This is a genomic window from Variovorax sp. GW823-FHT04B03, assembly GCF_058796495.1.
On the sequence record NZ_JBXAIT010000004.1, the window covers coordinates 46,546 to 73,489 of the forward strand.

At 70.1% G+C, this 26,944-nt stretch carries 14 protein-coding genes; 1 reads left to right on the top strand and 13 read right to left on the bottom strand.

What is annotated here, in order from left to right; all coding sequences use genetic code 11:
• Positions 1 to 21: 21 nt before the first annotated feature.
• The 5 genes from AC1RAD_RS17625 to AC1RAD_RS17645 all read right to left on the bottom strand — a co-directional run bounded on the left by AC1RAD_RS17625 (position 22) and on the right by AC1RAD_RS17645 (position 7,286).
• Positions 22 to 960: an SDR family oxidoreductase gene (locus tag AC1RAD_RS17625; RefSeq protein WP_492736291.1), complete on the bottom strand. Its 939-nt coding sequence runs from the start codon at positions 958 to 960 to the stop codon at positions 22 to 24.
• Between the two features lie 140 nt (positions 961 to 1,100).
• On the bottom strand, positions 1,101 to 3,863 hold the full coding sequence (locus AC1RAD_RS17630; RefSeq protein ID WP_492736292.1) for a winged helix-turn-helix domain-containing protein: 2,763 nt from the start codon (positions 3,861 to 3,863) through the stop codon (positions 1,101 to 1,103).
• Between the two features lie 60 nt (positions 3,864 to 3,923).
• Positions 3,924 to 5,033, bottom strand: coding sequence for a CaiB/BaiF CoA transferase family protein (locus AC1RAD_RS17635; protein ID WP_492736294.1), 1,110 nt, complete (start codon positions 5,031 to 5,033; stop codon positions 3,924 to 3,926).
• Between the two features lie 54 nt (positions 5,034 to 5,087).
• Entirely contained in the window at positions 5,088 to 6,104 is a 1,017-nt protein-coding gene (locus AC1RAD_RS17640) for an acyl-CoA dehydrogenase family protein (RefSeq protein WP_492736296.1), read from the bottom strand.
• Between the two features lie 24 nt (positions 6,105 to 6,128).
• Positions 6,129 to 7,286 carry an acyl-CoA dehydrogenase family protein gene (locus tag AC1RAD_RS17645; protein WP_492736298.1) on the bottom strand — a complete coding sequence of 386 codons (1,158 nt, stop codon included), beginning with the start codon at positions 7,284 to 7,286 and terminating at the stop codon, positions 6,129 to 6,131.
• A gap of 144 nt (positions 7,287 to 7,430) precedes the next feature.
• Between AC1RAD_RS17645 and AC1RAD_RS17650 the strand changes: the two genes are divergently transcribed.
• Positions 7,431 to 8,354 carry a LysR family transcriptional regulator gene (locus AC1RAD_RS17650; RefSeq protein ID WP_062474040.1) on the top strand — a complete coding sequence of 308 codons (924 nt, stop codon included), beginning with the start codon at positions 7,431 to 7,433 and terminating at the stop codon, positions 8,352 to 8,354.
• Here AC1RAD_RS17650 and AC1RAD_RS17655 read toward each other — a convergent pair.
• From AC1RAD_RS17655 to AC1RAD_RS17690, 8 genes are all read right to left on the bottom strand, one after another.
• Complete coding sequence (locus AC1RAD_RS17655; protein ID WP_492736300.1) at positions 8,342 to 9,313, bottom strand: Bug family tripartite tricarboxylate transporter substrate binding protein; 972 nt, start codon at positions 9,311 to 9,313, stop codon at positions 8,342 to 8,344. The genes AC1RAD_RS17650 and AC1RAD_RS17655 overlap by 13 nt on opposite strands.
• A 60-nt stretch (positions 9,314 to 9,373) precedes the next feature.
• The gene (locus tag AC1RAD_RS17660) at positions 9,374 to 10,354 is read right to left on the bottom strand and encodes a tripartite tricarboxylate transporter substrate binding protein (protein WP_492736302.1); all 981 of its coding nucleotides are present in this window, start codon (positions 10,352 to 10,354) and stop codon (positions 9,374 to 9,376) included.
• A 15-nt stretch (positions 10,355 to 10,369) separates the two neighbouring features.
• The gene (locus tag AC1RAD_RS17665; RefSeq protein ID WP_492736304.1) at positions 10,370 to 11,173 is read right to left on the bottom strand and encodes a crotonase/enoyl-CoA hydratase family protein; all 804 of its coding nucleotides are present in this window, start codon (positions 11,171 to 11,173) and stop codon (positions 10,370 to 10,372) included.
• 1 nt (position 11,174) lies between these two features.
• Positions 11,175 to 11,597: a hotdog family protein gene (locus AC1RAD_RS17670; protein ID WP_082818094.1), complete on the bottom strand. Its 423-nt coding sequence runs from the start codon at positions 11,595 to 11,597 to the stop codon at positions 11,175 to 11,177.
• An 82-nt stretch (positions 11,598 to 11,679) separates the two neighbouring features.
• Entirely contained in the window at positions 11,680 to 12,903 is a 1,224-nt protein-coding gene (locus AC1RAD_RS17675; RefSeq protein WP_492736305.1) for a CaiB/BaiF CoA transferase family protein, read from the bottom strand.
• Between the two features lie 276 nt (positions 12,904 to 13,179).
• Positions 13,180 to 13,860, bottom strand: coding sequence for an RNA polymerase sigma factor (locus tag AC1RAD_RS17680; protein WP_492736307.1), 681 nt, complete (start codon positions 13,858 to 13,860; stop codon positions 13,180 to 13,182).
• Positions 13,847 to 25,525 (bottom strand): filamentous hemagglutinin family protein, encoded by an 11,679-nt coding sequence (locus tag AC1RAD_RS17685; protein WP_492736309.1) that lies wholly within the window; start codon positions 25,523 to 25,525, stop codon positions 13,847 to 13,849. Before AC1RAD_RS17685 ends, AC1RAD_RS17680 begins: the two co-directional genes overlap by 14 nt.
• A 404-nt stretch (positions 25,526 to 25,929) precedes the next feature.
• The gene (locus tag AC1RAD_RS17690; protein ID WP_492736311.1) at positions 25,930 to 26,922 is read right to left on the bottom strand and encodes a FecR family protein; all 993 of its coding nucleotides are present in this window, start codon (positions 26,920 to 26,922) and stop codon (positions 25,930 to 25,932) included.
• Positions 26,923 to 26,944 lie beyond the last annotated feature (22 nt).

Here is a 26,944-nt window from a genome sequence, read left to right on the forward strand (position 1 = left end):
TGTCCGCAGTCCTTGTTCATGTCACGCGTTCGACGCATTCAGCTGGCCGCTCAGGTCGGCGTTCGGCGCCGCGCGCGCAACGAGGCCGGGCAGCACCTCGCCCAGCTCGGCGACGGTCCAGCGGCTGTCCTTCTGCACGTGAGGACCGGCGCGCCACCCTTCGGCCACCGTGATGCGCCCGCCCTTGGCGCCGAACACCCGGCCGGTGACGGCGCCCGAATGCACGCTGCCCAGCCAGACGACCAGCGGCGCCACGTTCGCCGCGTCCAGCGGGTCGAACCCGGCGGCGCCGGCCGGTGCCTTGGAGTTGAGCTGGCCGCTCTTGAAAAGGTCTTCCGTGAGGCGGCTCATCGCGGTCGGGTAGATCGCATTGACCGTCGCGCCATAGCGCTCCAGCTCGCGCGACGCGACGATGGTCATGTTGGCGATGCCGGCCTTGGCCGCGCCATAGTTGGTCTGCCCGACGATGCCGTACAGGCCGGACGACGAACTGGTGTTGACGACGCGCGCCACGCGCGGGCGGCCGGCCTTGGCTTCTTCGCGCCAGTACGCGGCGGCATGGCGCATCGGTGCGAAGGTGCCGCGCAGGTGGACGCGGATCACGGCGTCGAAATCGTCGATGTCCATGTTCACGAGCGTCTTGTCGCGCAGGATGCCGGCGTTGTTGACCAGCACGTCGAGCCCGCCGAACGCCGTGATCGCGGCCTCGATCAGCCGCCTGGCGCCCTCCCAGTCGGACACGTCGTCGGTGTTGGCCACGGCCTCGCCGCCCATCGCGCGGATCTCGACCACCACCTCCTGCGCGGGGCCGTTCATGGCGCCCGTGCCGTCGGGCCTGGCGCCCAGGTCGTTGACGACCACCTTCGCGCCCTGGCGCGCGAACTCCAGTGCGTATTCGCGGCCGAGGCCGCGGCCGGCACCGGTGATGACGACCACGCGGTCCTTGCAGAGCTGTTGCATCTCCATTCCTTTCGTTTCGCTGGGATCGATGTGCCGGACCGGACGGTCCGCAGCGGCAGTCGCCTGGCAGGCGCTGTCGCGTGCATCGATGATGCGAAGCCGAAGGCCGCGAGCCACTAGCCGCGATGGCTAGCCGGTGTTCAGTGCAGCCTGGGGGTTTCCCGGACCAGCGAGAGATCGCGCATGCGCGCAACCGCTTCGTCGCGCTCGGCGACGCCCAGCTTGCTGTAGATCTTGCGCAGATGCCACTTCACGGTGTGGGGCGTGACGCCCAGCACGCGGGCAATCTTCTTGTTGGGCATGGCCTGCGCCACGAGGTCGAGCACCTCGCGCTCACGCTCGTTGAGCAGGTCGACGGCCACGCCTTCGGCTGCGGCGCTCTTGGCCATGCGGACGGCGGCACGTGCGCGTCGCGTGGCCGCGGCCGCCTCCAGCAGCCGCCGCGCATAGAACGCAAGGACCGGGTCGAGCGCCGCATCCGCCAGCAGCGCATCGAGGAGCGACGGCACGTTCGCCGATACGTCCAGCAGGCTGCGCACGAGACCGAGCCGATGGCCCAGCCGCAAGGCTTCGATCGCCTGCTCACGCGCGGGCCGCTGGTTGCCGCGCCCCGACTCCGCGATGGCCAGTTGCAGCCGAAGGGCCGCGAGGATGCGCGACCGGCCGGCCGATTCGGTGCAGGCCACGAGGGGCTTCAGGCAATCGACGGCGCCGTCGAAGTCGTTCCAGTGCAGGCACATGTCGGCACGCGCACGCTCGGTGATGCGCCAGGTTTCGGCGGTCGTGCCCTTGCCCGCATCGGCATGGCGCACGTTCAGCACCTTGATCCGCTCGAACACCTGATCGGCCTGCGCGGTCTCGCCTTGCTTGAGGTACAGGCGCAGGCGCAGGACCAGCGCATGCGCGAGCAGGCGGTCCAGGCTGTGGCGCACGGCGTAGTCCTCCAGGTGGTCCAGGTGGTCGAGCGCTTCGAGGCGCCGGCCCGCCAGCCAGTGCGCGCACGCCAGGACGACAAAGGCGCGCAGCACCGCATCGGGAATCGAGGCGCGCTCCAGCACCTCGATGCGAGGCTCGAGCAGGCTGCAGGCGGCCTCGAGTTCGTTCCACTCGTAGAGCACGTCGCTTTGCAGGCCCGCGGCCATGCTGGCCACGCCGATGCGGGCGGCGCCGTGTCCTTGCGCCTCCTGCAGTACCGCGCGGAACAGGTGCTCCGCTTCGGTCATGCGGCCTTCGAGCGCAAAGCTCATGCCGGCGAGGCAGCGCGCGATCAGGCCGCGCCCGGTCGAGGTGCCGTGCTGCTGCGCGGCCTCTTCCAGCAGCGCGCGGGCCTCGGCGTAGGCATCGCGGTACATGTGCATCCAGGCCAGCAGGTGGTTGCGCCCAGCGAAGATGGCCTGTGCGTCGTCGGGAATGGCTTCGAGCTGCGGCGCGATCGCCAGCAGGGTCTCGGTGTCGTCGCGCTGAAGCGCCAGGCCGCCGCGCAGCAGCGTGAGACCCCGGCGCTGCAGAGCGTCCAGCGTGTCGAATTCCGCCTCCAGCTGCGAGATGCTGCCCTCCAGCGCTTCGATATCGCGCGCATACAGGCGCAGGTAGGCCGCCACGAGCCGCAGCCCGAAGCGCGCCTGCACCTGGGTCGTCGGCAGCCGCCGCATGAGGCCACCCAGCGAGGTCAGTTCGCCCCGGGCCAGCAGGTCGGACGCGCAGGCCTCCACGATGTCGGCTGCCGCGTGCGCATCGCCCGCCAGCACCGCATGGCGCACGGCTTCGTCGAAGTGCCCGTGCGCCTCGAACCAGCGCCAGGCCGCGCCATGCAGCGCACCGCGTTCCTCGCCCGGCAGCCTTTCCAGGCGCGCCAGCAGGATCTCGCGCAGCAGCGGATGCACGCGATACCAGGTCTCGCGGTCGTGGCTGCTGACCTGGCTGATGAACAGGTTCTCGCTGTCCAGGCGTGCCAGCCGCAACGCCATGTCCGCACCGGCGTGCGGCAACACCAGCAACGCGGCGCACAGGGAGGCGCAGAAACGGTTGCACAGGGCCAGCCGCGTGAGCAGCGCCAGCTCATCGGGCGGCAGGTGCGCCAGCACCTCGCCTTCGAAGTAGCTGGCGAAGGCCTGCGCGTCGCGCACCTGCACCCGGGCATACGGGGCGCCCCGCTTGGCCTGCATGTCGACCACGAACAGCTGCAGGCCGGCCACCCAGCCATCGGTGAGCTCGTGCAGCACCTGCACGTCGCGCTTGTCGATGCTGGCCAGCTGCTCGCGCAGGAAACGCTCGGTTTCCTCGGCGGTGAAGCGCAGGTCGCGCAGGTCGAACTCGCTCACGAGGCCTTGGGAGCGCAGCCGCGCGAACGACAACGGCAAGGCGGTGCGCGAAGCGAACGCCAGGTGCAGCCGCGGCGGTGCGTAGTCGAGCAGCCATTGCAGCACCTGGAAGATGCGCGCGTCCTCCAGGTGCTGGAGATCGTCGAGCATCAGCACCAACTCCCGCGAGCGCAACGAGATGGCCTGCACGACGGTGATCACGGCGTGCTCCAGCGCCGACTCGTCGCTGTCCCGCCCCATCAGCAGCGCCGCCTCGCGCACCGCCTCGGGATCGACCTCGCCGATGCTGGCCAGCAGGCAATCGAAGAAGCGTGTCGGCTCGCAGTCTTCGGCGGACAGCGACAGCCAGGCGACGTCGAAGTCCAGCGCCAGCAGGGCCTGCCGCCAGGCCACCAGCGTGCTGGTCTTGCCGCTGCCCGCGGGCCCCTGCACGACCACGCAGCGCTGGCGTCGGGCCTCCAACAGCCGCGCCTGCAAGGCGTCGCGCGGCACCAGCCGGCGCGACGGACGTGGCGGAAGCAGCTTGGTGCTGGCGACCGGTTCGATCCTGCGCTCCGGCACCGTCGCAAGGCGGTTGTTCAAGGATTCATCCATGGACACGAAGGAAGAAACTCCCCGCAGTATGGAGTGCCGATGCGCAAATCAGCGTCGCGCGGTGCGCCATTCGGCGGCGATGGCGGCGAGGTCGGCGTCCGGCCGTTCCTGGGGCGCCCTGGGCATGGCGGGCACGGTGCGGCTGAAGCGCGGCGCCGGGGCCGGCTGCACCACGCCCTCGACCTCGACGAAGGTGCCGCGCGCCTTCATGTGCGCATGCTGCGGCGCCTCGGCAAAGGACAGCACCGGCGCAAAGCAGACATCGCTGCCTTCAAGCAGGTCGCACCACTGTTGCCGCGTGCGCGACTTGAAGCGCTGCGCGATCTGCACCTTGGCCTGTGCCCATGCGCCGCGGTCGTGCTGGTCGCCGAGCGCTGCGGCATCGAGGTCCAGCTTCTGCAGCAACTGCGCATAGAAGCGCGCCTCGATCGGGCCGACCGAAATCCATCCGCCGTCCTGGCATTCGTAGACCTCGTAGAACGGCGCGCCGGTGTCCAGGATGTTGGTGCCGCGGCGTTCGTCCCACAGCCCCGCGGCATGCAGGCCGTAGAAGGAGGTGGCCAGCGAAGCCGCGCCGTCGACGATGGCGGCATCGACGACCTGGCCCTGGCCGGAGCTGCGCGCTTCCAGCAGCGCCGCCAGCACGCCCATCACCAGGTAGAGCGCGCCGCCGCCCATGTCGCCGGCCAGGGCCAGGGGAATCGAAGGCGCCTGGTCCTTGCGGCCGATGGCGTTCAGCGCACCGGTGAGCGCGAGGTAATTCACGTCGTGGCCCGCGGCGTGCGCGAGCGGGCCGGTCTGGCCCCAGCCCGTCATGCGGCCGTACACGAGGCGTGCATTGCGCGCGAGGCAGGGCTCGGGCCCGAGCCCGAGGCGCTCCGCCACGCCGGGTCTGAATCCCTCGATCAGCACGTCGGCGTGCTCCACGAGTTCCAGCACCTGCTCGACGGCCGCGGGCTGCTTCAGATCGAGCATCGCGCATTGGCGGTTGCGCAGCAGCAGGTTGTATTTGGCCGGGCGCTTGACGCCCAGGTCGGCCGCCTCGGTGCGATCGATGCGCAGCACCGTGGCGCCAAGGTCGGCCAGCAGCATGCAGGCCATGGGGCCCGGGCCGATGCCGGCGAGCTCCACGATCCTGATTCCTTGCAAGGGTCCCATTCGCTTGTCTCCTTCGATGCGTGGCGGCTTCCTGCCACGCGGATTGGTCAAAACTCAGGCCAGGGCCGGCGCGGACAAGCGCAGCCGGACGAAATCGAACAGCCCGTCGGGTTGCGCGAGCAGGGCCTCGCCCAACAGGCGCGCGCACTGCGTCTCCGTGCCCGGCACCGCCCGCCACTCATGCAGCCGGCGCGTGTACAGGCCGAGCACATGCTCCTCGGTGATACCGATGGCACCGAACACGGCGTGCGCGATGGCGCAGACGCTGCGCGCCGCCTCGCAGGCCCGCAGCTTCGCGGTGGCGGCCAGCAGCGGATCGGGTTGCACGCCCGCAGCGCTGCAACCCAGGCGTGCGGCCAGCGTGGCCGAATGCGCCTGCTCGCCCAGCACGCTGAGTTCCTGCTGCACGGCCTGGAACTGCGCGATCGGCCGGCCGAACTGCTTGCGGTCGCGCGCGTAGTCGGTCACCAGTTCGAGCACGCGCGCCATGGCGCCCGCCATGCCTGCGGCGTGAAGCGCGTTGCAAAGCGCCACGGCGTCGGCCGCGCCCGCATCGAAGCGCGCCACGGCGAGATCGGGTATGTGCCACAGCAGGGTGGCCGAAACCTGCGGGCGCCACGCACCCGGCGTGGCCGTTGCACGCTCGCGCGGCAGCAGCAGCCATTCGCCTTGCCAGCTCACGAGCACCTGCTGCACGAGCGCGCCGCCGGGCACGTCGCGGCAAACGATGGAACCCGCGTCACCGGGAACACCCAGTGCGATCGCGATGGGGCCGGCGCCGCGCCGCTCGCCATGCCCCGCCGCAGCCAGCAGTGCGCGCGCGACGGCGGTCTCGCCGAAGGGAAGCCCGAGCCCGGCCTTGCCGGCGGCGAACACGAGCGCGAACAGCTCGCGCAGCGACAGGCCTGCGCCGCCCTGCGCTTCCGCCACGAGTGCATCGGTGTAGCCGAGCGCATCGATGGCCTGCCACAGCGCGTCGGTGGGCGCGCCGGCTTCGACGGCGCGCAAGGTGTCGTCCGTGCACAGCGCGCGCAGCGGGCGTTCGAATTCGTCAAGGAGTGTGTCGTCCATCATGTGTCCTTGTGTGCGGCGCTGCTAGCGAACGCCCAGCCCGCGGGCGATGATGCCGCGCATGATCTGGCGCGTGCCGCCGCGCAGGGAAAAGCTCGGCGCCAGTTGCGTCACGTAGGCCAGGGTCTGCAGCAGGCCGGCCGACGGCACCGGATGGCCGGGCGCATCGAAGGCTTCCTCGATCCATCCGGGCATCGCCTGTTCGAACTCGGTGCCCAGGTCTTTCACCAGCGAAGCCTCGAAAGCGGGATCGAGCCCGCGGCCCAACTGCTCCGCCACGGCCAGCGACATCGCGCGCAGCACCGCCATGCGCGCGGCGATGCGGCCCGCGATGACCTGCGCGCCGGCCGCCGGCGCCGGGCCCTGGCGCAATTCGGCGAGCCAGGCTTCGGCGAGCACGAGGCTGGAGTAGATGCGCTCGGGCCCGCTGCGCTCGAAGGCCAGTTCGGCCGTCACCTGCTGCCAGCCCGCGCCCTCTTCGCCGACCAGCGCATCGGCCGGCAGCTCGACGTCCTCGAAGAGCACTTCGCAGAAATGCCCGTCGCCGCTGAGATCGCGGATCGGCCGCACGGTGATGCCCGGCAGCGTCAGGTCAACCAGCAACTGCGACAGGCCCTTGTGCCGGTCTTCCGACGTGCCCGAGGTGCGGACCAGCGTGCACATGTAGTGCGCGCGGTGCGCATTGGTCGTCCAGATTTTGCGGCCGTTCAGGCGCCAGCCGGTGGCGGTGGGCACGGCCCGCGAGCGGACACCGGCCAGGTCGGAGCCGGTGTCGGGCTCGCTCATGCCGATGCTGGTGAAGAGTTCGCCGCGCGCGATGCGCGGCACGAAGAACGCGCGCTGCGCCTCGCTGCCGTAGCGCAGGATCAGCGGCGCGGTCTGCCGGTCCGCGATCCAGTGGGCCGACACGGGTGCGCCCGCGGCGAGCAGTTCTTCGAGCAGCACGAAGCGCGCGAAGCTGCTGCGCCCGGCGCCGCCATAGGCCTTGGGCAGCGTCAGGCCGATCCAGCCCTGGCGCCCGAGCGCGCGGCTGAAGTCGGCGTCGAACCCCATCCAGGAGCGCGCCCGCACGGCCGGCGCAACGCCGTGCAGCGCCGACTGCAGGAAGGCGCGCACCGGCGCGCGCAGGGCTTCGTCCTCCGGTGGAATCGCGACCAGCGAAAACGATTGCAGGGTGTTCAATGGTGTGTCCTCACAGATGCTTCATCGGGTTTTGCCCGCTTCGGTCGGATGGGTGCAAGCGCCATAATCCGCGTGGCTCCTGCACCGTTTGGCAGCCGCAGCGGGCCACCCGTTACTGCCGCAATCACCGAGACATTCGCCCCCATGGAGCTTCGCCAACTGCGGCAGGTCGTCGTCCTGTCGGAGACGCTCAACTTTCACCGCGCCGCAGAGCGGCTGCACATGGCGCAGCCGCCGCTGTCCACCTCGATCAAGAAGCTCGAGGAAGAACTCGGCGTGCTCCTGTTCGACCGGCTTTCCACCGGTCTGCGGCTCACGGCCGCCGGCGAAGCCGTGCTGCAGAACGCCAAGCGCGCGCTGTTCTTCGTCGACGAGGTCCGCCGCGCGGCCCGCGACGGCGTGGCGGGCGAAGAGGGCCTGCTGCGCATCGGCTTCGTCGGCTCGGCCACCTATTCGCTGATGCCGCAGATCGTGCGCAGCTTTCACCGCCAGTACCCGCGCGTGGATCTGGAGATCGAGGAGTCGACCACCACCGATCTGCTGCGGCGCATCGAAGACCACTCGCTCGACCTCGCGCTGGTGCGCTATCCGGTGCTGACGCCGACGGCCGCGGAACTCACAGTGCTGCAGCTGGACCACCTGGTGCTGGCTGTGAGCGCCGATTCGGCCTTCGCGCAGCGCAGCGAGATCGCCATCGCCGAGCTGGAGGGCGAGCCCTTCATCGCGTATTCGCGCACGCTGGTGCCCACCATGCACGTGCTGACCATGCAGGTGTTCCAGGATGCCGGCGTGCAGCCGCGCATCACGCAGGAGGCGGTGCAGGTCCAGACGATCCTCGGCCTGGTGGAAAGCGGCCTCGGCATGGCGCTGGTGCCGGCGGTGGTGCAGCGCTACGCCAGCAACGGCGTGCGCCTGATCCCGCTGACCGACATGCCCTCCAAGTACACCGTGGGCATCGCGATGGCCACGCTGCCCGACGCCTTGACGCCGGCCGCACGCAATTTCATCGCGGTGGCGCATGCTGCTGTCCAGCCTTCTGCAACGCAGCCACCGGCTCAATCTTCGTAGCCGATGTTGGCGGTCTTCACGATGCGCCGGGTCTTCTCGATCTCGGCCCGCTGGAACTCGCCGAAGGCCTGCGGCGCGCCGTAGAACACCGCCCCGCCCTGCAGGGTGATGAAGGTCCTGGCCTCGTCGCTGTCCATCAGCTCCTTGATGGCCTGCGACGCCCGGGTGAGCACGGGCTCGGGCACGCCCGCGGGAAAGAACACGCCGGTCCAGGCATACGACTCGTAGCCGGGCGTGCCGCTCTCGCTCACGGTCGGCACCTGCGGCAGTTCCTTGATGCGTTCGCTCGCGGCGACGGCCAGCGCACGCACCTTGCCGCCGCGCAGCAGCGGCATCACCGCGCTGACCTCCGCCATCGTGTAGTCGATGTTGCCGCCGGCCAGGTCGGTCATGGCCGCCGAGGTGCCCTTGTAGGGCACGGCCGTGGCCTTGATCTGGTTGCGCTCGTGCAGCAGTTCGAGCGCGACGCGGTAGGTGGCGGTGCCGCTGCCGAAGTTGAGCTTGCCCGGCGCCTGGCGTGCGGCGGCCACCAGGTCCTGCAGGGTCTTGAAGGGCGAGCTGGCGGGCACGACCAGCACCATCGGAAAGCGGGCGATGCGCGCCAGCGGCTGGAAGTCTTTCACCGCGTCGTAAGGCAACTGCCGGAACACGGCCACGTTGGTCACCATCGGCGAGTTGCTGGCGACGAACATCGTGTAGCCGTCGGCCGGTGCGGTGGCCACGGCGCGCGCGGCGATGAAGCTGTCGGCGCCGGGCCGGTTGTCCACGAGAAAAGGCTGGCCGAGCTTTTCGCTCAGGTGCCTGGCCAGGAAGCGCGCGGTGGTGTCGGCGCCGCTGCCGGGCGGCAGCGACACGATGATCTTGACGGGCTTGTCCGGATACCCGGCCGCGGTCGCCAGCGCGGCGGCGCAACCCAATGAAAGCGCCAGCAGCCAGCGCGCGAGGAAAGGGGTCTTCATGTCTCTGGTTCCTTGTAGTTGTCGTCCGGCCCGGTCATTGCGGGTCCGCTGTCTGTCTTCCTACTCGGCCTCGATGCCCGCGGCCTGCACCGCGCCAGCCCAGCGCTTGAGTTCCGCGCGCAGATACGTGCCGAACTGCTCGGGCGTGGAAGATTGGAGCAGCACGCCCTGCGGCTCGAACTGGCCGCGCAGGCTCGGGTCGGCCACCACCTTGTTGACGGCTTCGTTGAGCGCCTTGACGATGGCCGGCGGCGTGCCCTTGGGCACCAGCAGGCCGTGCCAGGTGGGTGCGTCAAAACCCGGGATCAGCGACTCGCCCAACGCCGGCACGCCGGGCAGCACGCCGATGCGCGCCTTGCCGGCCACGGCCAGCGCGCGCACGCGGCCATCGCGGATGAAAGGCAGCGACGAGTTCACGGCGTCGAGCAGGAACTGGGTCTGCCCGCTCATGAGGTCGGCCATGGCGGGTGCGGTGCCTTTGTAGGGCACATGCATCGCATCGAGCTTCAGGGCCTGCAGGAACAGCGCAACGCCCAGGTGCGTGACGTTGCCCTGCCCGCCCGAACCGTAGGCGAGCTTGCCGGGCCGCGCCTTCATGTACTGCACGAACTCCTCGATGTTGGCCACGGGCAAGCTCGGGCTTGCCATGAGCACGGTCGGGATCAGCGCGGGCAGCGCCACGGGCACGAGATCGCGCAGCGTGTCGTAGGGCAGGTTCTTGTGCAGCGCCGGACTGATGGCCAGGCCCGACGAGTGGTACAGCACCGTGTAGCCGTCCGGTGCCGAGCGGGCCACGAACTCGGTCGCGATGTTGCCGCTGGCGCCGGTGCGGTTGTCGACGACCACCGGTTGCCCCAGCAGTTGCGAGAGCCTGAACCCGATGGCGCGTGCCACGACGTCGGTGGGCCCGCCCGCAGCGTAAGGCAGCACCAGCCGGATCGGCTTCTGCGGCCAGGCTTTGGGTTCATCGGCCGCGCGGGCCAGGGGCATCGCTGCGAGCGCACCCGCAGCGGCAAGGATGTGGCGCCGTTGAAAGGACATGTTCATTCCCCGCTGTCAGGCGCGCGCCGCGGCACGGGCCTTCGCCGCATCGAGAAAGGCATCGAGCGCGGACTCGTGCGCGGCGGTGTGGTGGGCCAGCGCCTGGAAGCCCGCCGACATCTCCAGCACCGTGTCGAGCCGCGCATGCTGTGCCTCGCGCAGCAGCCGCTTGGTCATGCGCAGGGCGTGCGACGGATTGCTGGCGATGCGCTGCGCGAGCCGCAATGCCGTGGGCATCAGCGCATCGGGCTCGACCACATCGGAGACCAGCCCCCATTGCAGGGCCTGCACGGCATCGATGGGATCGCCAGTGAAGGCCATTTCGCAGGCGCGCGACATGCCGACCGCGCGCGGCAGCAGCCACGCGCCGCCGTCGCCCGGAATCAGACCGAGCTTGACGAAGCTCTCGGCGAACACGGCCGTGCGCGAGGCAATGCGGATGTCGCACATGCAGGCCAGGTCGCTGCCCGCGCCGTAGGCCGGCCCGTTGACGGCCGCGATGGTCGGCACCTCGAGGTTGCACAGCGCCAGCGGCAGGCGCTGGATGCCGTCGCGATAGGCGTAACGGCTGTGCACCGGCTCGCCGAGCCCGCTGCCGATGGTGTCGCGCAAGGTCTTCAGGTTGCCGCCCGACGAGAACGCCGTGCCGGCACCGGTCAGCACCACGGCGCGCACGGACAGGTCGCGGTTGACGGTGTCGCACAGCGCGATCAGCGACTCGACGGCATCCGCGTCGGACAGTGCATTGCGGGTCTGCGGACGGTTCATCGTCACCACTGCGACGCCGCCGTCGCGCTCGATCTTGAGGAAGTCTTCCATGTCAGTGTGCCTTCTTTTCGTCTGCCGGCTTCATGCGCATCATGCGCAGCGGCGTGTAGGTGAGAACGGTCTTGCCATCCTGGTTGAGAACCGAATTGCGGGTGCGCACGAGGCCGCGTCCCGGCTTGGCGGTGGGGCGTCGCTCGATCACTTCGCATTCGACATGGATCGTGTCGCCCACGAAGGTCGGCGCGGCGATGTCGAGCTCTGCATTCAGGAACGCGAGGCCCGTGCCCTGCATGGACGGCGTGATCAGCCCCTCGGCGAAGGCATAGACCAGCGCGCCCGGCACCACCCGGCCCGCGATCGCCATGTGCGCCCGGTCGCTGGTGTCGGTGAACAGCTCCTCGTTCAGCCAGCTCAGGTTGATGAAGCTCACGAGGTCCGCCTCGGTCACGGTGCGGGCACGGGAACGAAAGCGCATGCCCGATGGCAGCTCGTCGAAATGGAAGCCGGTGTTCAGCTGGATCAAGGGTTCGCTCCGTTCAGGTCCATGCGATGGCGGTTCAACTCGCTTCGGAAATCAGTTCGGCGGGCAACAGGGTGGCGCCCTGCGCAGCCAGCGCTTCGATCTGCGCCGCGCTGTAGCCGACCTCGGCCAGCACCTCGGCGCTGTGCTCTCCGAGCCGGGGCGCCTGGCGCACCACCGCGGGGGGCGAGTCGGACCATCGCGTCGCGATCGCCATGGCGCGCAGGCGCCCTTCGCTGGGGTGTTCCACGGTTTCGAAGAAGCCCACGGCCTTGAGATGCGGATCGTCCATCAGCGACTCGAGGGTGTGCATTGGCATGACCGGGATGTCGGCGGCTTCGAGCCGTGCGGTCCAGTCGGCCGATGTGCGGGTCTTCATCACCTGGCCCACCAGCTGGTACAGCTCGCCAATGTTCTCGGTGCGCCGGCCGATGGTGCTGAAACGCGGATCGGCCTCCATCTCCTGCGACTTGCCGATCAGGCCGAAGAAGGTCTTCCACTGCTTGTCGTTGTAGATCAGCACGCACAGATGGCCGTCCAGCGTCGCGTAGGGACGGCGGTGCTCGTTGAGCAGCCGCGCATAGCCGGCAGGCCCGATCGGCGGCTCGAAGGTGCAGCCGCCCATGTGGTCGCCGAGAACGAACTGCGCCATGGTCTCGAACATGGGCACGTCGATCGATTGCCCCCTGCCCGTGCGTTCACGGTGGAAGAGGCCCGCCGACACGGCATTGGCCGCGCTCATGCCCACGATGCGGTCGACCATGGCGCTGGGCACGTAGCGCGGCACGTCGGCGCCCGCGCGCACGCCCAAGGTGGGAATCGCGGCCGCGCCCTGGATCAGGTCGTCATAGGCCGGCTTGGCCGCATAGGGCCCGTCTTGCCCATAGCCGTACACACCGACATACAGGATGCGCGGATTGACGGCAGCAATGGCGGCGTAATCCAGCCCCAGGCGCGCCATGGCCTGCGGCCGGACGTTGTAGATGAGCACGTCGGCATCGGCGGCGAGCCGCAACAGCGCCTCGCGGCCGTCGGGCTGCTTGAGGTCCAGCACCACGCTGCGCTTGCTGCGATTGGCGTGCAGGAAGATGCCGCCCATGCCGGGATTCCGGCCGGGCCCGATGCCGCGCACCGTGTCGCCGCCGGGCGACTCGATCTTGATGACGTCGGCGCCCAGGTCGCCGAGGATCTGGGTGGCATAGGGCCCCATCAGCACCGCGGTCATGTCGATGATGCGCACACCGTCGAGGGGTCCGCTCATGGGGCCACCTGGCTTTTCGAAGCCGGTATCGCGGTGCGCGAAAGGAAGCGACCCGCCGCTTCTGTCCTTGTGTCCATTCGGTCTCCCGTGTCGTTGGAACGATGCTAGGGGAACCGGTGTTGGCCGTGAAATACCGTCTTCATGTCGGGCGATACGCGTTGGGTATCGGGTGCTCGATCGGACAGATCGTGCGTCCCGCAACCACGCCCACCCGAACGCCGGCGAGATCGGCAGCAGCAAGTTGCTACCGGTCCGGCGCCGCCCGCAGGCGGGATTTCATTTCTCCGCGCGTGGCGCGCCGGCGCGCATCGGGGCGACGACTTTCTCCTGCCATCGCCGGGAAAGACCCCGCCGCGGCGAAGCGCCTTCCGCCCGCACGGTGTGACCGGACGCATGCGCGCAATAGTCCAGGGCCTGGCGAAGTGCCGTGTCCACCCGGCGCAAAGAGATGCAATGCCGGTCCGCCACGTCCTGGCGGGTCATCTCCTCGATCTGCAGTGCCACGAGCACCGAACGATGCCGGTGCGAAAGCCGCTGCATCGCCTGCTCCACGGCCTCCACGGCCGAACGCGCCTCGGCGATGGCATCGGGGCCGGGCGCGTGATCGGCCAGGAGATCGAGGGCCGTATCCCATTCGCCCACGTACTGCCAGGACCGGTCGCTGCGCAGGCGATCCATGGCCAGGTTGCGCGCCGTTCGATAGACATAGGCCCCGGGACTGCGCACGGGCTCCGATGCCGTCATGTCGCCCAGGCGCAGCCAGGCCTCGTGCAGGCACTCGCTGGCCTGGTCGGAACAGCCGAGATCGCGGGCCAAGCGGCGATGCAGGTACGTGTAGTTCGCCGTCAGGAACGCCCGCAGCGCCACGCCGGTGGGCTCGCCGTGACCCGCGTATGGCCCTTGAAAACAAGAACCGAGATCGAACTCAGCCGCGGACATCGTCTTACTTGCCGGCATGGCGCAACCTGCTCTTCTCGGCGTCGGTCAGCAACGACATCACCGATGCGTCGAACTGATTGCCGTGCCCAAAGACCTGCACGGGGTTGGCAGGGTCGTACCGAGGCGAAGCGCCCGCTTGCGCGCCGGGGCGTGGCGGCGACGATGCACCCGCACCGCCCGACGGCAGGCTTTCGTTGCCGAAGCCCAGCACCCGCACCGTGAAGACCGAGGGCAGGTTCTGCCGTGCCGCGGCCCGCTCCTGGCGCATGGACTCCTGCGCCGCCATGGCCGCCGCCGACGCTGCCGCGCTGGCGGTGGTCAGTGCCCCGATGTTCACCGCGGCCACCACCGGCAGCCCCGTCGTTTCGCCCTTGACCTGGATGTTGTCGGCGTTGCGCACCTGCAGCGCTGCAATGTTGAGGTTGCTCGCGACCCGGATGCCGGCATCGCCCGCATCGATGGTGCCCCGGGGCGCGACCAGGTCCACGTCGCCTTCGCCCACGGTGCCGATGCCGGCGCCGCTCATGTCGCGCTTTTCCTCCACGGTGATGTTGCCGTCCACGTCCGACGTGACTTCCGGCGCCTGCGGGATGCGCACCGTCTTGGCGCCGCGGCCGGCGTCGATGTCGCCCTGGCTGGACCACAACACCTGGTCGCTGCCCAGCGGCTCGGCCTGCGAGACGAAGGACAGGATGCGCGAGCGGTTCACGATGATGTCCCGGTCGGTGAACACATTGACCTGCCCCGGCGAGGCCAGCGTCACCAGGCCGTATCCGTCCGGCACCACGGCGCCCAGCCCCGCCACCTGCAGGCCGCCGCCGGGGGTGAAGACGTTGATGTCCCCCCCCTGGTGGGTGCGCGCCGCCATCCGGGTCGCGGCGATGCTGCCCACGCCGGACCAGCTGCTGCGCCAGTTGTCCGGCAGGTCCGCGGCGTAGCGAACGGGCTGGCCTTCGGCCGTCGCACCGCGGAACAGCGTGTCGATGGCCGCGGAGCCGCGGCGGTAGCCGCCGTTGATCGGACCGTTCTGCCCATCGCCCCCGTTCTGGTCGCGCCCTCCTTCGCGCAGTTCATAGACAAAGACCTGGCGCAGGAACTGCTCGCGCACCAAGGGCGGCAGTTGCCGGTATTGCTCCCACGCCTGCTGCGGGCTCAGCTTGCCGTCCGCAGTGCCGGTGAGGCTGGCGACCTTGTCGGCACCGAGCATGCCTTCCACGAAGGACACCAGGCCCCGGCGCGCCAACTTGGCCAGGTCGCCGCGGTTTTCCACCCCGTCGCTCAGGTACAGCGGCGCCACGGTGCCGTCGGCCAGGGTGGTCTTCAGATAGTCCGGCATGGCGGCCACGTTGGCCGGGTTCAGGTAGGCCCGCTCGAAGGCGTCGTAGCTGGCGGCCTTGTTCATGCCGGCCATCAGGGTGATGCCGGCGCCCTCGGCCGGCAGGGCCTTGATGACGTTCGATTCTTCGCCGAGCGGCGTTGCCGACACGTAGTCCCAATAGCGATTGGCATTGGTGTACAGCGACAGGTTGTTGCCCTGGATGTCGCGCCCGGCCAGCAGCAGCAGGGATCCCGGCCCTTGCAGCGCGGTGCGGCTGCCCCTGTCGTAGTAGTAGGCCGCCGCGTCGCCGCTGTATCGCGCATATCGGTGCGACAGGAGCCTGTTGGCGACAGCCAGGATGTCGTTGCCCGCCGCCAGCATGGTGGTGTCGGTGGGGCGCAGGTTGCGCGCGCTGAGCTCGAAGTTGCGGATGTCGGTGCCGGCCTGCACGTGCACCGATTCCGACGCGATCAGATTCAGGTCGCTGATGGAACCGGTCGCCGCGTACAAGCGGCTGGGCGTGAAGTCATGCACCTGCATCGGCAGCACATCGGGGTTGTCGAACAGCTCCATGCCATTGAGGCTGTTGGTCAGGAACGTGTTCGTCACCGAGAAGCCGCCATAGACCGACTTCAGCGGCGCGCCGAACGCCGATGCCCCGCCCAGCGTGATCGTGAAACCCATCCACGGCCGGAATATCGACGGCCACTTGTCCAGCGTGGTCTGGGTCATGACGATGGCACCCGTGTTCTGCAGGCTGCTGCCGCGCAGGAAGCGCAGGTCTTTCGCGGCCAGCAAAGACAGGTCGCTGCTGTTCGCCGGCGCCATCGCCAGCAGGCCCGCGACGTCGATGTTGCCGCTCAGGGCCGACACGCTGACCTTGGCCGGGTACAGGCCCACCATGTCCGTCTGGAGCTTGGTGTCCGTCATGCCGCTCACCAGCCTGGTGGTGTTCTCCGTGTCGTTTCCTGCCACGAATTCCGACTGGTTGACCAGGCGCACGTTGCCGCCGGTGGACACCAGGCTGACGGCGCTGCGCTCTGTCTGACTGCTCATGAACATCGCATGGCTGGACGCGCCGCTGGTGTCCCGGTCGGCCTGGTCGACGTAGGCACGGCGTATCTGCATCGGGTCGATCACGGTCTGCAGGACCAGGTCGCCCAGCGTCTGCAGCTTGAGCGTGGCGTCCGACAGCGCCAGCACGGGCGCGATGTCGTAGGAATAGGCGGTGTTGGGCCAGCTGCTCGAGATGCCGGTCAGGGCATAGCCGGAGGCGCTTGCGCCGGCTTCGATCTCGCCGGCGCCGCGGCCCACGTAGTACTGGCCGGCCTTCAGGGTGCCGCCCGCCGCCACCTGCAGCTGCCCGCCGTTGCGGGTCACCGTGGAGGCCGCGGCATCGCCAGCGGAACGCCCGCCCGTCACGCGCATGGTGCTGGGCAAGGCCACCACCAGGTTCACCAGGTCGCCGCCCGCCGACAGCTTCACGTTGCCGCCGCCCAGCGCGCCCAGGCCCTGCTGGAAGCTGGCGTGGTTCACCCACCAGCTCGGTTGCTGGCCCCGGGCGGACATGACCGGCGCCCAGCTCTCGCCCATGTTGTACGCGTCGTAGTAGCCGGTGGGACTGCTGAGATCTCCGCCATAGCGGCCCTGGCGGAACAGCCATTCGGTCAGGATCTGGTCCGAACGCGCGCCCTGCGCGGTGGGCGCACGCACGCTGCCCTGGACCGCGACATCCACGTGGCCACCTGCGGTGCCGTACTGGGCATCGACGCTGGCGGTGTCGAAGCCGCCGCCCAAGGTGGGATCGGCCTCGGCCCGGCCTGCGGTGTACAGCGCGGACTCCTTGTGCGCCAGCACGAGGTCGCGCCCGGCGCGTACCGTCAGGTCGCCGCTGCCGGTGCGCACCAGCTTGCCGGCGCCCGACTCGGTGCCGGCCGTGCCCACGCGGATCGTGCCGGTGTCGGCTGCAAGCGCGCCCGATGGCCGCGTGGCCAGTGCATCGACCGACCCCAGGTCCGCGCCCGCCACCAGGCGCAGGTTCCACGACGCGGCCTGCTGCAGCCGCGCCGCCCGGCCCGCGCCGTTGTCGCGGCCCGCCACGTCGAAGCCGTCGCTCAGATGGCCGTCGATGTTCAGGTTGCCGCCGGCGCGCAGCGTGAGCGTGCCTTCGCGGTGCGCCGCACCGAAGCTGTCGAACAGGTTCCAGTCGCGGCCCAGCGTCAGGTCGCCCGGGCTGGTGATCTCGATGCCCGCCGCCAAGGTGTAGGCGGCGGCGTTGCCACCCAGCCTCGCCAGGATGCCGGTGTGGCCTGCAAAGGCATTGGCCTCGGCGATCGCCTGCGGGGCCACGGATTCCACTGTGCCATCCGTGCTCGCATGGCGGCGCACGCCTTCGAGCACCGCGGAGCGCGCGCCCTGCACGGCGGCGTTCAGCGCCGTGACGTTCAGGCCGTCGTTGCCTGCGGTGCGCTGCGCCCGCAATCGCAGCTTGCCGCCTTCGCCGCCGCTCAGGTCCAGCGTGCCGCCGGCCAGGTGCAGTTGGCCGTCGACCGCTTCCAGGTCGATGCGGCTGCTGCCCAGGCCATCGATGGCGTCGGTGGCATGGGCCGCCAGCACCGCGCCAGGCTGCATCGTCAGCCCTGCCCCACCGACCAGGCGGATGCTGCCGCCGTAGGCCGCGTTGGCCTCGACGCGCGCCGTGCCGTCGACAGAGATCACGCCGCGGTCGGTGATGACTTCGAAGTCGGCCACGCGCGTGGTGCCCGCGATCGTGAGGTCGCCCTGGCGGACGCGGAACTGCCGCGAGCGGCTGAAGCCCGCATCGTTGAGCGTTCGCGCCAGCGCGCCGAAATCGTCCAGCCGATCGATGGCCAGCGCAAAGTTGCCACCGTTGCCGCCGGCACCGGCCTGCGCTTGCACAGTGCCACCGAAGTGGACCCGTCCGCCGGCCGATGCATCCACCGTCAGGCGGCCGGCGTCGCCACCGCGCGGATGGGCGGACAGGTCCAGCAGGCTGCCCGGGGCCAGGTCGATCAGGCCGCCCCGCGTCGCCAGGCTGATCTGGCCCGCGTCCACGTACTGGGCCGCGTCGAAGAAGACTTTTTCCAGGCCCCCCGCGTGCAGGCGGCCCGACTCTGCAACCGTGAGGTTGCCCGTGCCGGCATCGACCGCAATGCTGCCGCCCAGCGCGAGCACCGGCAGCGCCACGGTCACGCCCTGGCCCGACAGGCTCAGGCGCGCGCCCAGGCTGGCGCGGCCCAGTGACGCCATCTCTTGCGCATCCAGCTGCGCGTCCTGCTGCAACACCAGTTGGCCCTGCGCTCGCAGGGCCTGGTCGGCGCCGGACACCCCTTGCAGCACCGGCGTGCGCAGCGTCAGCGCCGCCGCACCGGCGTCCAGGCTCCCGGTGCCTTCGCCGGCGATGCGCCGGCTGGCCGACAGCAGCACCTGGTCGAAGCCGGACATCGTCTTGTTGCCCGCGCCCAGCACCAGCTCGCCGGCCGACAGTTCCAGGCGACCACTGCCTGTGCCCGCGCTGCCGAGCGACGCGCCCGTGTTCTGCAGCGTCAGGTGGGAGGCCTGCACCTGCACGGCATCGGCGCCATGACCCCGCAGGGCTGCGGCGTCGAACACCACCTGCGCCAGGCCGCGCATGTCGAGCGAGCGATAGAAGTCCAGGCTGCCGTAGCTGTGCAGCGTCAATGACTGCGCGCGCGACAGCTGCGCCAGGGCGTCGGTGTCCAGCACCAGGCCGCCGCTGCCGCCGCCGATGCCGATGCGGCTCGCGGTCACCGACAAGGCCTTGCCCGACAGCTGCGCGCCAGCGGCCATCTCGGTGTTGTTGGTGGCGTCGAGCAGCAACGCCTCGCCGCCCTGCAGCAGCGCACCGGCACCGATGCGCACCTGGCCGCCGACCGTGGTGTCCACGTTCTCGCGCAGCGCTCGCACGGCCTGGCCGCTGCTCACGCGCACCAGCGCACCCCAGTCTTTGGAAGGCGTGACGATGTGGTCGTCGCTGGTGTCGTTCGGCGTGTTGTTGTCGCTCCACACGGCCGCCACCTGCGGCTTGAGCACCAGGTTCGCCTCGTCGCCCGACGCCCGGCCGTCCGCGCGCAGCACGCTGCCCGACTCGATCGACACCGCATTCGCCGCGGCCAGGATCACCTCCGGGCCGCTCAACGCGGTGCCTGCCGTGTTGCGCAGCACCACGTCGCTGGCAGCCACGTCCACCTGCAGGCCCCGCACGTTGCCCGTGCGCGTGCCGCCCACCAGCAGGCTGCCCGCGCCGAAGCGCGTCAGGCTGCCGGCATCCACGACCAGGTAGCCGTCGGCGCGCAGGTCGCTGCTGTCCTGCCCCGCGCCGACGATGGCGATCTTGGCAGCGGCGATGTCCACCAGGCTGCCGCGCCCGCCCGCATCGGGTTGCGCGCGCAGCTCGCCGTCCAGCGTCAGCGCGCGGTCGGCCTTGAACACCACGGCGCCGCCATCGCGCGCCAGGCGCGGGGTCACGACGTCCTGCCCCGTGAGGCGATATTGCGTCAGCTTGAACGCATCCGACGAGAAGAAGGCGTTGCCCCGCGCTTCGTTGTATTCACTGACCTTGCGCACCAGGCTGGCGGGCAGCACGCGCCAGCCCGAGGCCGTGGCATCGCGCGCGCCGCTGATCGTGTTCTGTTCCCGACCGGCCACGATCGTCGAGCCGTCGCGCAGGCTCACCACCTCGCCACGGGACGCAGCCCACGCCGGCAAGGCCTGGCCCGTGCTCTGCACCGCGAAGGCGCCGGGCAGCAGCGCATAGCGTGCCGGCAGGAGCGTGTACCAGCCGGCGCCCAGGCCGCCACCGGCCAGCCAGACCTTCTGGCCCGCCGCACCGCCCGCCACGGGCGACAGGCCCTGGTAGCCCGGCAGCACGGCGTACATGCCGGGCAGCGTCAGCACGTCGTGCGAGCCGCCCGAGCCGGGCACGTGTTCCCACGCATGCAGGTCGCCGCCGCCCGCGATGTCCACCACCGCGCCCGCGGCCATGGCCACATCGGGCGCTTGCAGGAGCACGCGCTTTTCCGGCAGCGACGACAGGTAGCGGTTTTCGTCCAGGGAACTGGCATCGCCGGCATTGGCGCGGTTGCGGCCCTGCGGGTTGGCCGGGTCCAGCCAGTACTCGGCGTTGCGCAAGCTGCCGTAGAGCACGTCCAGGCCCGCACCGGACACCGAGGTCAGGCTGTTCGTGCCCAGCGTCAGGCGCTCGCTCGCATTCAGCGCGATCTGCCCGAAGGGCGCGCGCAGCACGCCGTCTTGTTCGATGACGGGCGCGTTCAGCGTCAGGCCGCCGCCGGCCGACAGAGGCGCCGCAGCGCTCCCGTTGCCGCGCACGGTGATGGAGTGGTCCGAGTTGATTCGCGCCGTGACGGCCGTGGCCGGATAGACCTGCGCGGCCTTGATCTCCAGCGCGCCCCCCACGTCCAGCGTGGCCCGCAGCTGGGGGTCGTCGTAGTCGGTGCCGCCTTCGCTGTAGGCCCCCGCCACGAAGCGCAGGTCGCCGGTTTGCAGCACCGTGCGTTCGAAGCCGCGCAGCTTGACGTCGACGGGCGAGGCGGACTCGCCCTTCGCCCCCCTGCCTGCGATGTCGATGGCCTGGGTGGCCGACAGGAACAGTTCGCCCGCATTGCGGGGCGTGGCGCCGACCGCGCCCACCGCACCTGTCAGTGGATTCAGTTGCAGATGGTGGGCATGCAAGCGCACCACGCCGCCCAGCCCGTCGCTCTGGATGACCGGGGCGGTGATGCCCAGGCGACCGGCGACGCTCAGGTCGACGCCACCGGCCAGCTGCACGCCCACCTGCGTGGAACGCAGGTCGACCGCCGAGAAGCCCGTGTCCTGCAGCGCCTTCGCCGACACGTGCAGGGTGCCGTCCGAGGTGGCGATGTTGCCGATCTGGATCTTGTGGCTCAGCGCCGTTCCGGTGCCGCTCCAGAAGTACTTGTTGAGCAGTTCGACCACCCGCTTGTCGATGCTCGCGTCGTGCTCCCACGGCGCCCTGTCGGCGCCCGGTCCCGCGGCCAGCGCCGCACCCGCGTCGAGGACGAGCCCCTTGCTGCTGGACACCGACGTCGGCAGCGTGGTGTTGATCGCGGTGCGCATCGCGCTGTTCATCTTGACGTCGCCGGCGTACTCGTCGCGCACGTCGAGGTTGCCGCTGGTGCCGATGATCCGCGCGTACTTTTCTCCGTTGAACGTGTACGTGCCGGTGGGGCTCTTGTAGTAGAGGAAGGAGCCGATGTCCGGCGCCACCAGGTCCCCGGACGAACTCCCGGCCGCGCTCGTGTCCGTGATGGACAAGGACCCGCCCGCCGCCTGCGCATTGCCGCCGTGCGCGCGCAGCCTGGCATTCATGGCACCGCCGGCGGCGGCCTCCATCACGACCGCGCCGCCGTCGCTGCCCAGTTCCTGTTCCACGCGCCGCAAGGCGCCGAGCGCGCCCGTGCCGCGGTCCCAATACGCCACAGTGCCCCGCGCGCCCGACACGTCGATCAGCGCACCCGCCTGCGCGTCCAGCGTGCCGGCGCTCAGTGTGACCGTGCCGCCCGGCAGCACCTTGCCCTGGGGCAGGCGCATGGCCGGGTCGTGGAAGATTTGCGCCACGCCGGGCAGCAGCAACTCGGCCCCGTCGGCCAGCGTCAGGGTGTTCTTGGCGCGGATGTTCAGCGTCCCGGCCGGCGCATGGAGGCGGCCCGCCACCCGCACGGAAGCCTGTCCGGACCCGTCCGCGTCCAGCGAGATCGCGCCGCCGGTTTCGGTCTGGATGCTGGCGTTCGCGTCGATGCGGATGCCGCCGCCGGTCGCGCCGGTCGCCAGCGACAGGCCGCCGGGCGCGCGCGCGGCGCGGCGCTGTTCGCTCAGTTCGTCCAACGCCTTGGGGGCCAGCACATCGCCCAATGCGCTGCCGCTGGGCAACGTGCGCAGCGTCGATGCCGCGGCGGGCATGTCCCAGCTCGTGGGCTGGATGTGCACCTGTGCGCCTTCCGCGACCACGACGTCCCCGCCGAGCGAACGGATGCCGATCGTGCCGAAGCCGCGCTCGGCGTACAGGGTCTGCGGCAGGTGCAGCGGTTTGGCTGCACCCGATGCCTTCCCGCCCGTGGCGTCGGCCGCGGGCGCGGCGCCGCCCACCTGCACGTCGCCGATCGCCGTGAGGGTGAGCCGGGACGCATCGCCCCCCGCCCAGCCGCGCAGGTCCAGCGTCTCGAGCGCCGTGTTGTCGAACGCCGTGAGGCTGATGGCCCCGCCGTTGCCCGCCTTCACCTTGCCGGCCTTGCCGCCCGCCGTGGCACCGGACAGCCAGCCGCCGCCGGACACGTCCAGCGCTGCGCCGGCGGCCACCTCCACGTTGCCGTACACCGTGCCCAGGCCCTCTTTCATCGGGGTCCCCAGTGCGATCGAACCGCCGTGGATGGCGCGGCCCAGCGTGACGCCGCTGCCGGTGTCGTTGACCCACTGGCCCGCGACGCTCAGCAGGCTGTTCGCACCCAGGCGCAGCACGCTGTCCGCCTTGCCGCCGGCGCTCAGCGCAATGGAGCCGCCCGGGGCGATGAGCTTGCCCTGGATGTCGAAGTTGCCGGGGATGCCCTGGCCGTCGTAGACCGCGGCCGTGAAGCGCGCCCCCGGCTGCAGAGTCACCACCGCGCTGTCTTCCAGCACGAAGCCGGTGTTGAGGTTCAGCTCGATGGCCCCCAGGCCTGAATGGCTCAGCCCCGCGGCGGACAGCCAGGTGGTGCGGCCCACGCCCGCGCCGGCGCCGGGAGATTGCCCTTCCAGCTCGGTCAGGAAGGCGTCCTTGCCCAGCGGGCTGTCGATGCTGAAACCCGCCGGCAGCAACGCGGGCTTGTCGCTGATGACGACCTGGCCCAGGGTCCACATGCCCTCTTGCGCCCGGTTGGAACCTACCGTCAGGCGGCCGGCCCGAGGCAGCTCGGCCACTTCCTGCACCCGGTCGCCGGGCTGCACCGAGCCCCTGAACTCACCCTCCAGGATGAAGGCGCTGCCGGCACGGATGTCGATCGAACCGGCATTGCGGCCTTCCTCGTAGCCCGGCTCCCAGCGCCGCCCCGACAGCATCGGATTGACATAGGTCTGCGTGACGCCCCAGCGCGCATGCGCCTGCAGGTACTGGCCCGCGATGCCCGTGTAGGTCATGTCCGCCGGCGCGGACGACATGGTGTAGGTGCGCCCGTCCGCGCCGCGCAGCAGGGTTTCCGTGTTCCAGCCGTCGCTGTAGCGCACCGAGCCGCCCGACACATCCAGGATGGAACCGGGCCGCGTGATCACCGAGCCATTGGACTGGATGGTGATGTCGCCGCCTCGCGCCGCCAGCTCGGACAGGCCGACCAGGCCGTTGCCCACCCAGCCCGTCACGTCCGCCAGCGGGGTGCCGACCCAGACGCCCTTGAGCGCCTTGCCGGACTCGTCAGTGACCCATTCGACGCCCGCCATCAGCCCCTTGAAGGCACCCGACCTGCGTCGATCCACGATGACCTTCCGGCCGTACAGCCAGGTGTTCGCCTGCAGGTGGGAATCGCGCAGTTCGTTGATGCGCAGTTCGGCCTCGACGAAGTTGCTGGCCATGTCCACCGGCATCTGCATCAGCCCCGCGGTGCTGACGGTGGCCTGTTCACCGATGAGGATTCGGCTGCCGTCGCCCACCTGGGTGTTGCGCTGCAGGGCCGCCGGGTTGGCCTGGGCCTGGATGTCGATGTGGCCCGCGGCGGCGGTGACCTGGGCACGGGTCTGCACGTCGATCGTCTTGCCGTAGAGCTCGATGCGCCCGGGCTGGTAGCGGTTGGCCAGCGAGCCGCTTTCGATCCGCGTGGTGTCCTGCCAGTCGTTGACGACCTGGGTGATGCTGTCCGGCCCCAGGGTCAGCGTGCCGCCCGACCAGGCCGTCAGGCGCGGGACGTCGGCCGCCAGGTTGATGTCGATGTTGTGCACGCCCTGGCCCCAGGCGCGCAGGCGGATGGAGCCCGTGCGGTTGTTCAGCGCGGTGCTGGCTTGCAGGATGCCGCCCTGGTGGATCTCGCGCGACACCATGGTGATGTCGCCGTGATCGGCCTGGATGATGCCGGTGTTGTGCACGCTGTAGCCGACCTGGGCCGCGCGCTGCTCCATCAGCGGCAGGATGTCGGACACGATGCGCCCGATGAGGTAGGGCTGGAAGGCGGGCGCCGTCTGCGGGTTGATCAGGAACTTGGCCGGAAAGAGCCAGGGCCGCACCGACGAAGTGACGGCATCGAAGCCGCGCACGGTGGGGCTGATTTCCTTGGCCTCCAGCCACACGTTCTCGCCGGCGCCCAGCAGCGTCTGGCCACTCGGCGTGCGGATGCTGCCCGCGTTGCTGACCTTGGGCGCGAACATCAGCACGTGGCCGCCCTGCCCCGTGATCTGCGCACCGGCCAGCACCTTCACGTCGCCCGGCGGCTTGCCCGGATCGAAGGCCGGGCCCATGTCGGCGAACTGCACGTTCGAATCGGCTGGCATCTGCTTGGAGTTCTCGCCGAAGGTGGGAATGCCGACGCCCACTTCGAGGCCGCTCCAGTAACCGGGGTCACCCGATTTCGCGCCCAGGCGCGTGTTGAGGCCGGCCTTGAACTGTTCGTCGCTGAGCTTCAGGCTGGAGGCGACCAGGTTGCGCACGTTGACCTGGCTGCTGCCGGTGAACAGGATGCCGTTGCGATTGATGAGGTAGACGCTGCCCTCGGCCTCGATGCGGCCGGCGATCTGGCTAGGTCGGCCGCTGGGGTCGTTGATGCGGTTGAGCGCGATCCACTCGTTGGCGCCGGTCTTGGCGTGGGTGCCTGCACGCTGGTCGAACTTCACCGTCGTGTGCTTGCCGACGTTGAAGGTCTCCCAGTTCAGGATGGCCTTGTCGGCGGTCTGCTCGATGGTGACCGTGGTCCTGCCGTTGGCTGCGGCCTGCACGGGGTCCCTGGCGTTGAGCCAGCCGGCGGTCAGCGAATTCGTGTCGACCTTCAGGCCGCCTTCGGTAAGACCGTCCGGCGCGGATTCACCGCTGGCCAGCGCCTCGGCCCGCTTCTGTGTCTGCTGCGCCTGCTGCGCGGCGATCGCGCGCGCGGCCAGGTTCAGGTTGGTGATGGACGTCTGCAGCTGCTGGCTCGCCACCGACGACGGCTGCGTCGGGTGGATCAGGCTGGACGCCGGCGCGCCGTTCGGCAGCTTGCCCGTGGCGATCGCGCCCGCCTGCGCCGCGCCCTTGTCGGCGAACCACGCCGGACTGAACGCCCGCTGGGCGTGCGCGCTGCCGAGGACCCCACCGGCGGCCAGCGCCACCGCGATGGCCCGCGCGAGGGGCGCCATCCTGAAAACCTGCTGCGCCGCGCGCGCCGGTCGATTCTTTTCGTTGCACCCACTGATGGTCATGTCTCGTTCCCGCCGAAGTAAAGCCTGTGCCGAAGGGGCTTCGCGCGTCGCGCAGGCCAGCCCCGTTCAAGAAGCCCCTGCGGTGGCGATCGAAAGCCAACGCGACAGGAGCCGTCAGTTTCTTGACGAGACGGGAACGTCGAATTCCAGAAGAATATTTTTGGCCTCGTTGTGGGCGCGCGCGTGCTACTGCGGCCTTGGTCCGGAAAGTCCTTGCAGATCAACGGCGGGGACGCGCTGCACCTCGGCAAAGTCACGAAAACTTCACAGTGGCTGCGCACGACCCCCATGGGGAGCCGCGACATCGAGACAGGGTCACCACCCAACCCCGAGGTCCACCTCTAGCTCAGAACCAGCACGCCGGCGGGGAGCGACCGGGCGTTCAAACCGAAGGAGCGCTGCATCTGGAGCAAGGCCAGGTCGAGGCGGTCGAGCTTGAAGGTCGCGGTGACCGTTTTCCCCCGCAGCGCATCCACCATCAGCACCACACGCCCGGGGCGGTAGCGATTGATCTCGTCCAGCACCACCGACAAGGGCGCCTGCTTGAACACGAGCTCACCGCGCCGCCAGGCAGAAGCCACCTCGGGGTCTGCGGCGGCGATGCCGCTGATCGAGTGGTCGCGGTAGACCGCTTGCTGGCGCGCCAGCAGCAGTCGGTCGCCGGCCGGGTGCTCGATGCGCACGCGCCCCGCCAGGCAGGTCACGCACACCCGCCCTTCCAGGCGGCTGATCTCGAAGCGCGCCGATTCGCCAATGCTGCGGCCGGCGCCGGCCACGACGCTGAAGGTGCGCGCACCGGGCAGCATCTCGATCGCCGCTTCGCCGTTCAGCAATTCCAACCCCTCGGCCTGGTCGTCCGAGGCCACCCGGCGGATGCTGGTGCGGGTGTTCATGGTCACGTCGATCTGGTCGGACCACGCGATGGCACGCTGCTCGCCGGCGGCTGTGCGCCAGTCCGCATTCCACTCGTTGGCCGTGGGCCACAACCCCAGGGGCGAATAGACCGCCACCCCCGCGACACCGGCCGCGGCGGCTGCGCCGGCCACCCCCAGGAAGGCCCGGCGGCTCGCCGCGGGCTTGCGCAGGGTCTCGCGGTGAAGGCTGGCCGCTTCGGCGTCGGTGCGCACCAGCCTGTTCAGCGCGGGTTGAAGCACGCGCCACTGCTGCCGGGCCTCGACGAACGCCGCCTGATGCAAGGGACTCGCGTCGCGCCAGCGGCGGAACGCCTGCGCCTCCCACTGCGTGGCGGCGCCCGAATGCAGCTTGCGCACCCACGCGCGCGCGTCTTCGCGCAGCGTCTCGGGAAGCGTCGGTGGTGAAGGGTGCGTCGTCATGTCGGTTTCAGGGGCCCCGTAC

What these genes read in the sequence shown, in the direction of transcription:
- AC1RAD_RS17665 (WP_492736304.1), bottom strand. Translation starts at nt 11,173, where the DNA reads ATGGAAGACTTCCTCAAGATCGAGCGCGACGGCGGCGTCGCAGTGGTG.
- AC1RAD_RS17690 (WP_492736311.1), bottom strand. Translation starts at nt 26,922, where the DNA reads ATGACGACGCACCCTTCACCACCGACGCTTCCCGAGACGCTGCGCGAA.
- AC1RAD_RS17640 (WP_492736296.1), bottom strand. Translation starts at nt 6,104, where the DNA reads ATGGACGACACACTCCTTGACGAATTCGAACGCCCGCTGCGCGCGCTG.
- AC1RAD_RS17635 (WP_492736294.1), bottom strand. Translation starts at nt 5,033, where the DNA reads ATGGGACCCTTGCAAGGAATCAGGATCGTGGAGCTCGCCGGCATCGGC.
- AC1RAD_RS17650 (WP_062474040.1), top strand. Translation starts at nt 7,431, where the DNA reads ATGGAGCTTCGCCAACTGCGGCAGGTCGTCGTCCTGTCGGAGACGCTC.
- AC1RAD_RS17680 (WP_492736307.1), bottom strand. Translation starts at nt 13,860, where the DNA reads ATGCCGGCAAGTAAGACGATGTCCGCGGCTGAGTTCGATCTCGGTTCT.
- AC1RAD_RS17625 (WP_492736291.1), bottom strand. Translation starts at nt 960, where the DNA reads ATGCAACAGCTCTGCAAGGACCGCGTGGTCGTCATCACCGGTGCCGGC.
- AC1RAD_RS17655 (WP_492736300.1), bottom strand. Translation starts at nt 9,313, where the DNA reads ATGAAGACCCCTTTCCTCGCGCGCTGGCTGCTGGCGCTTTCATTGGGT.
- AC1RAD_RS17670 (WP_082818094.1), bottom strand. Translation starts at nt 11,597, where the DNA reads ATGCGCTTTCGTTCCCGTGCCCGCACCGTGACCGAGGCGGACCTCGTG.
- AC1RAD_RS17660 (WP_492736302.1), bottom strand. Translation starts at nt 10,354, where the DNA reads ATGTCCTTTCAACGGCGCCACATCCTTGCCGCTGCGGGTGCGCTCGCA.
- AC1RAD_RS17675 (WP_492736305.1), bottom strand. Translation starts at nt 12,903, where the DNA reads ATGAGCGGACCCCTCGACGGTGTGCGCATCATCGACATGACCGCGGTG.
- AC1RAD_RS17685 (WP_492736309.1), bottom strand. Translation starts at nt 25,525, where the DNA reads ATGGCGCCCCTCGCGCGGGCCATCGCGGTGGCGCTGGCCGCCGGTGGG.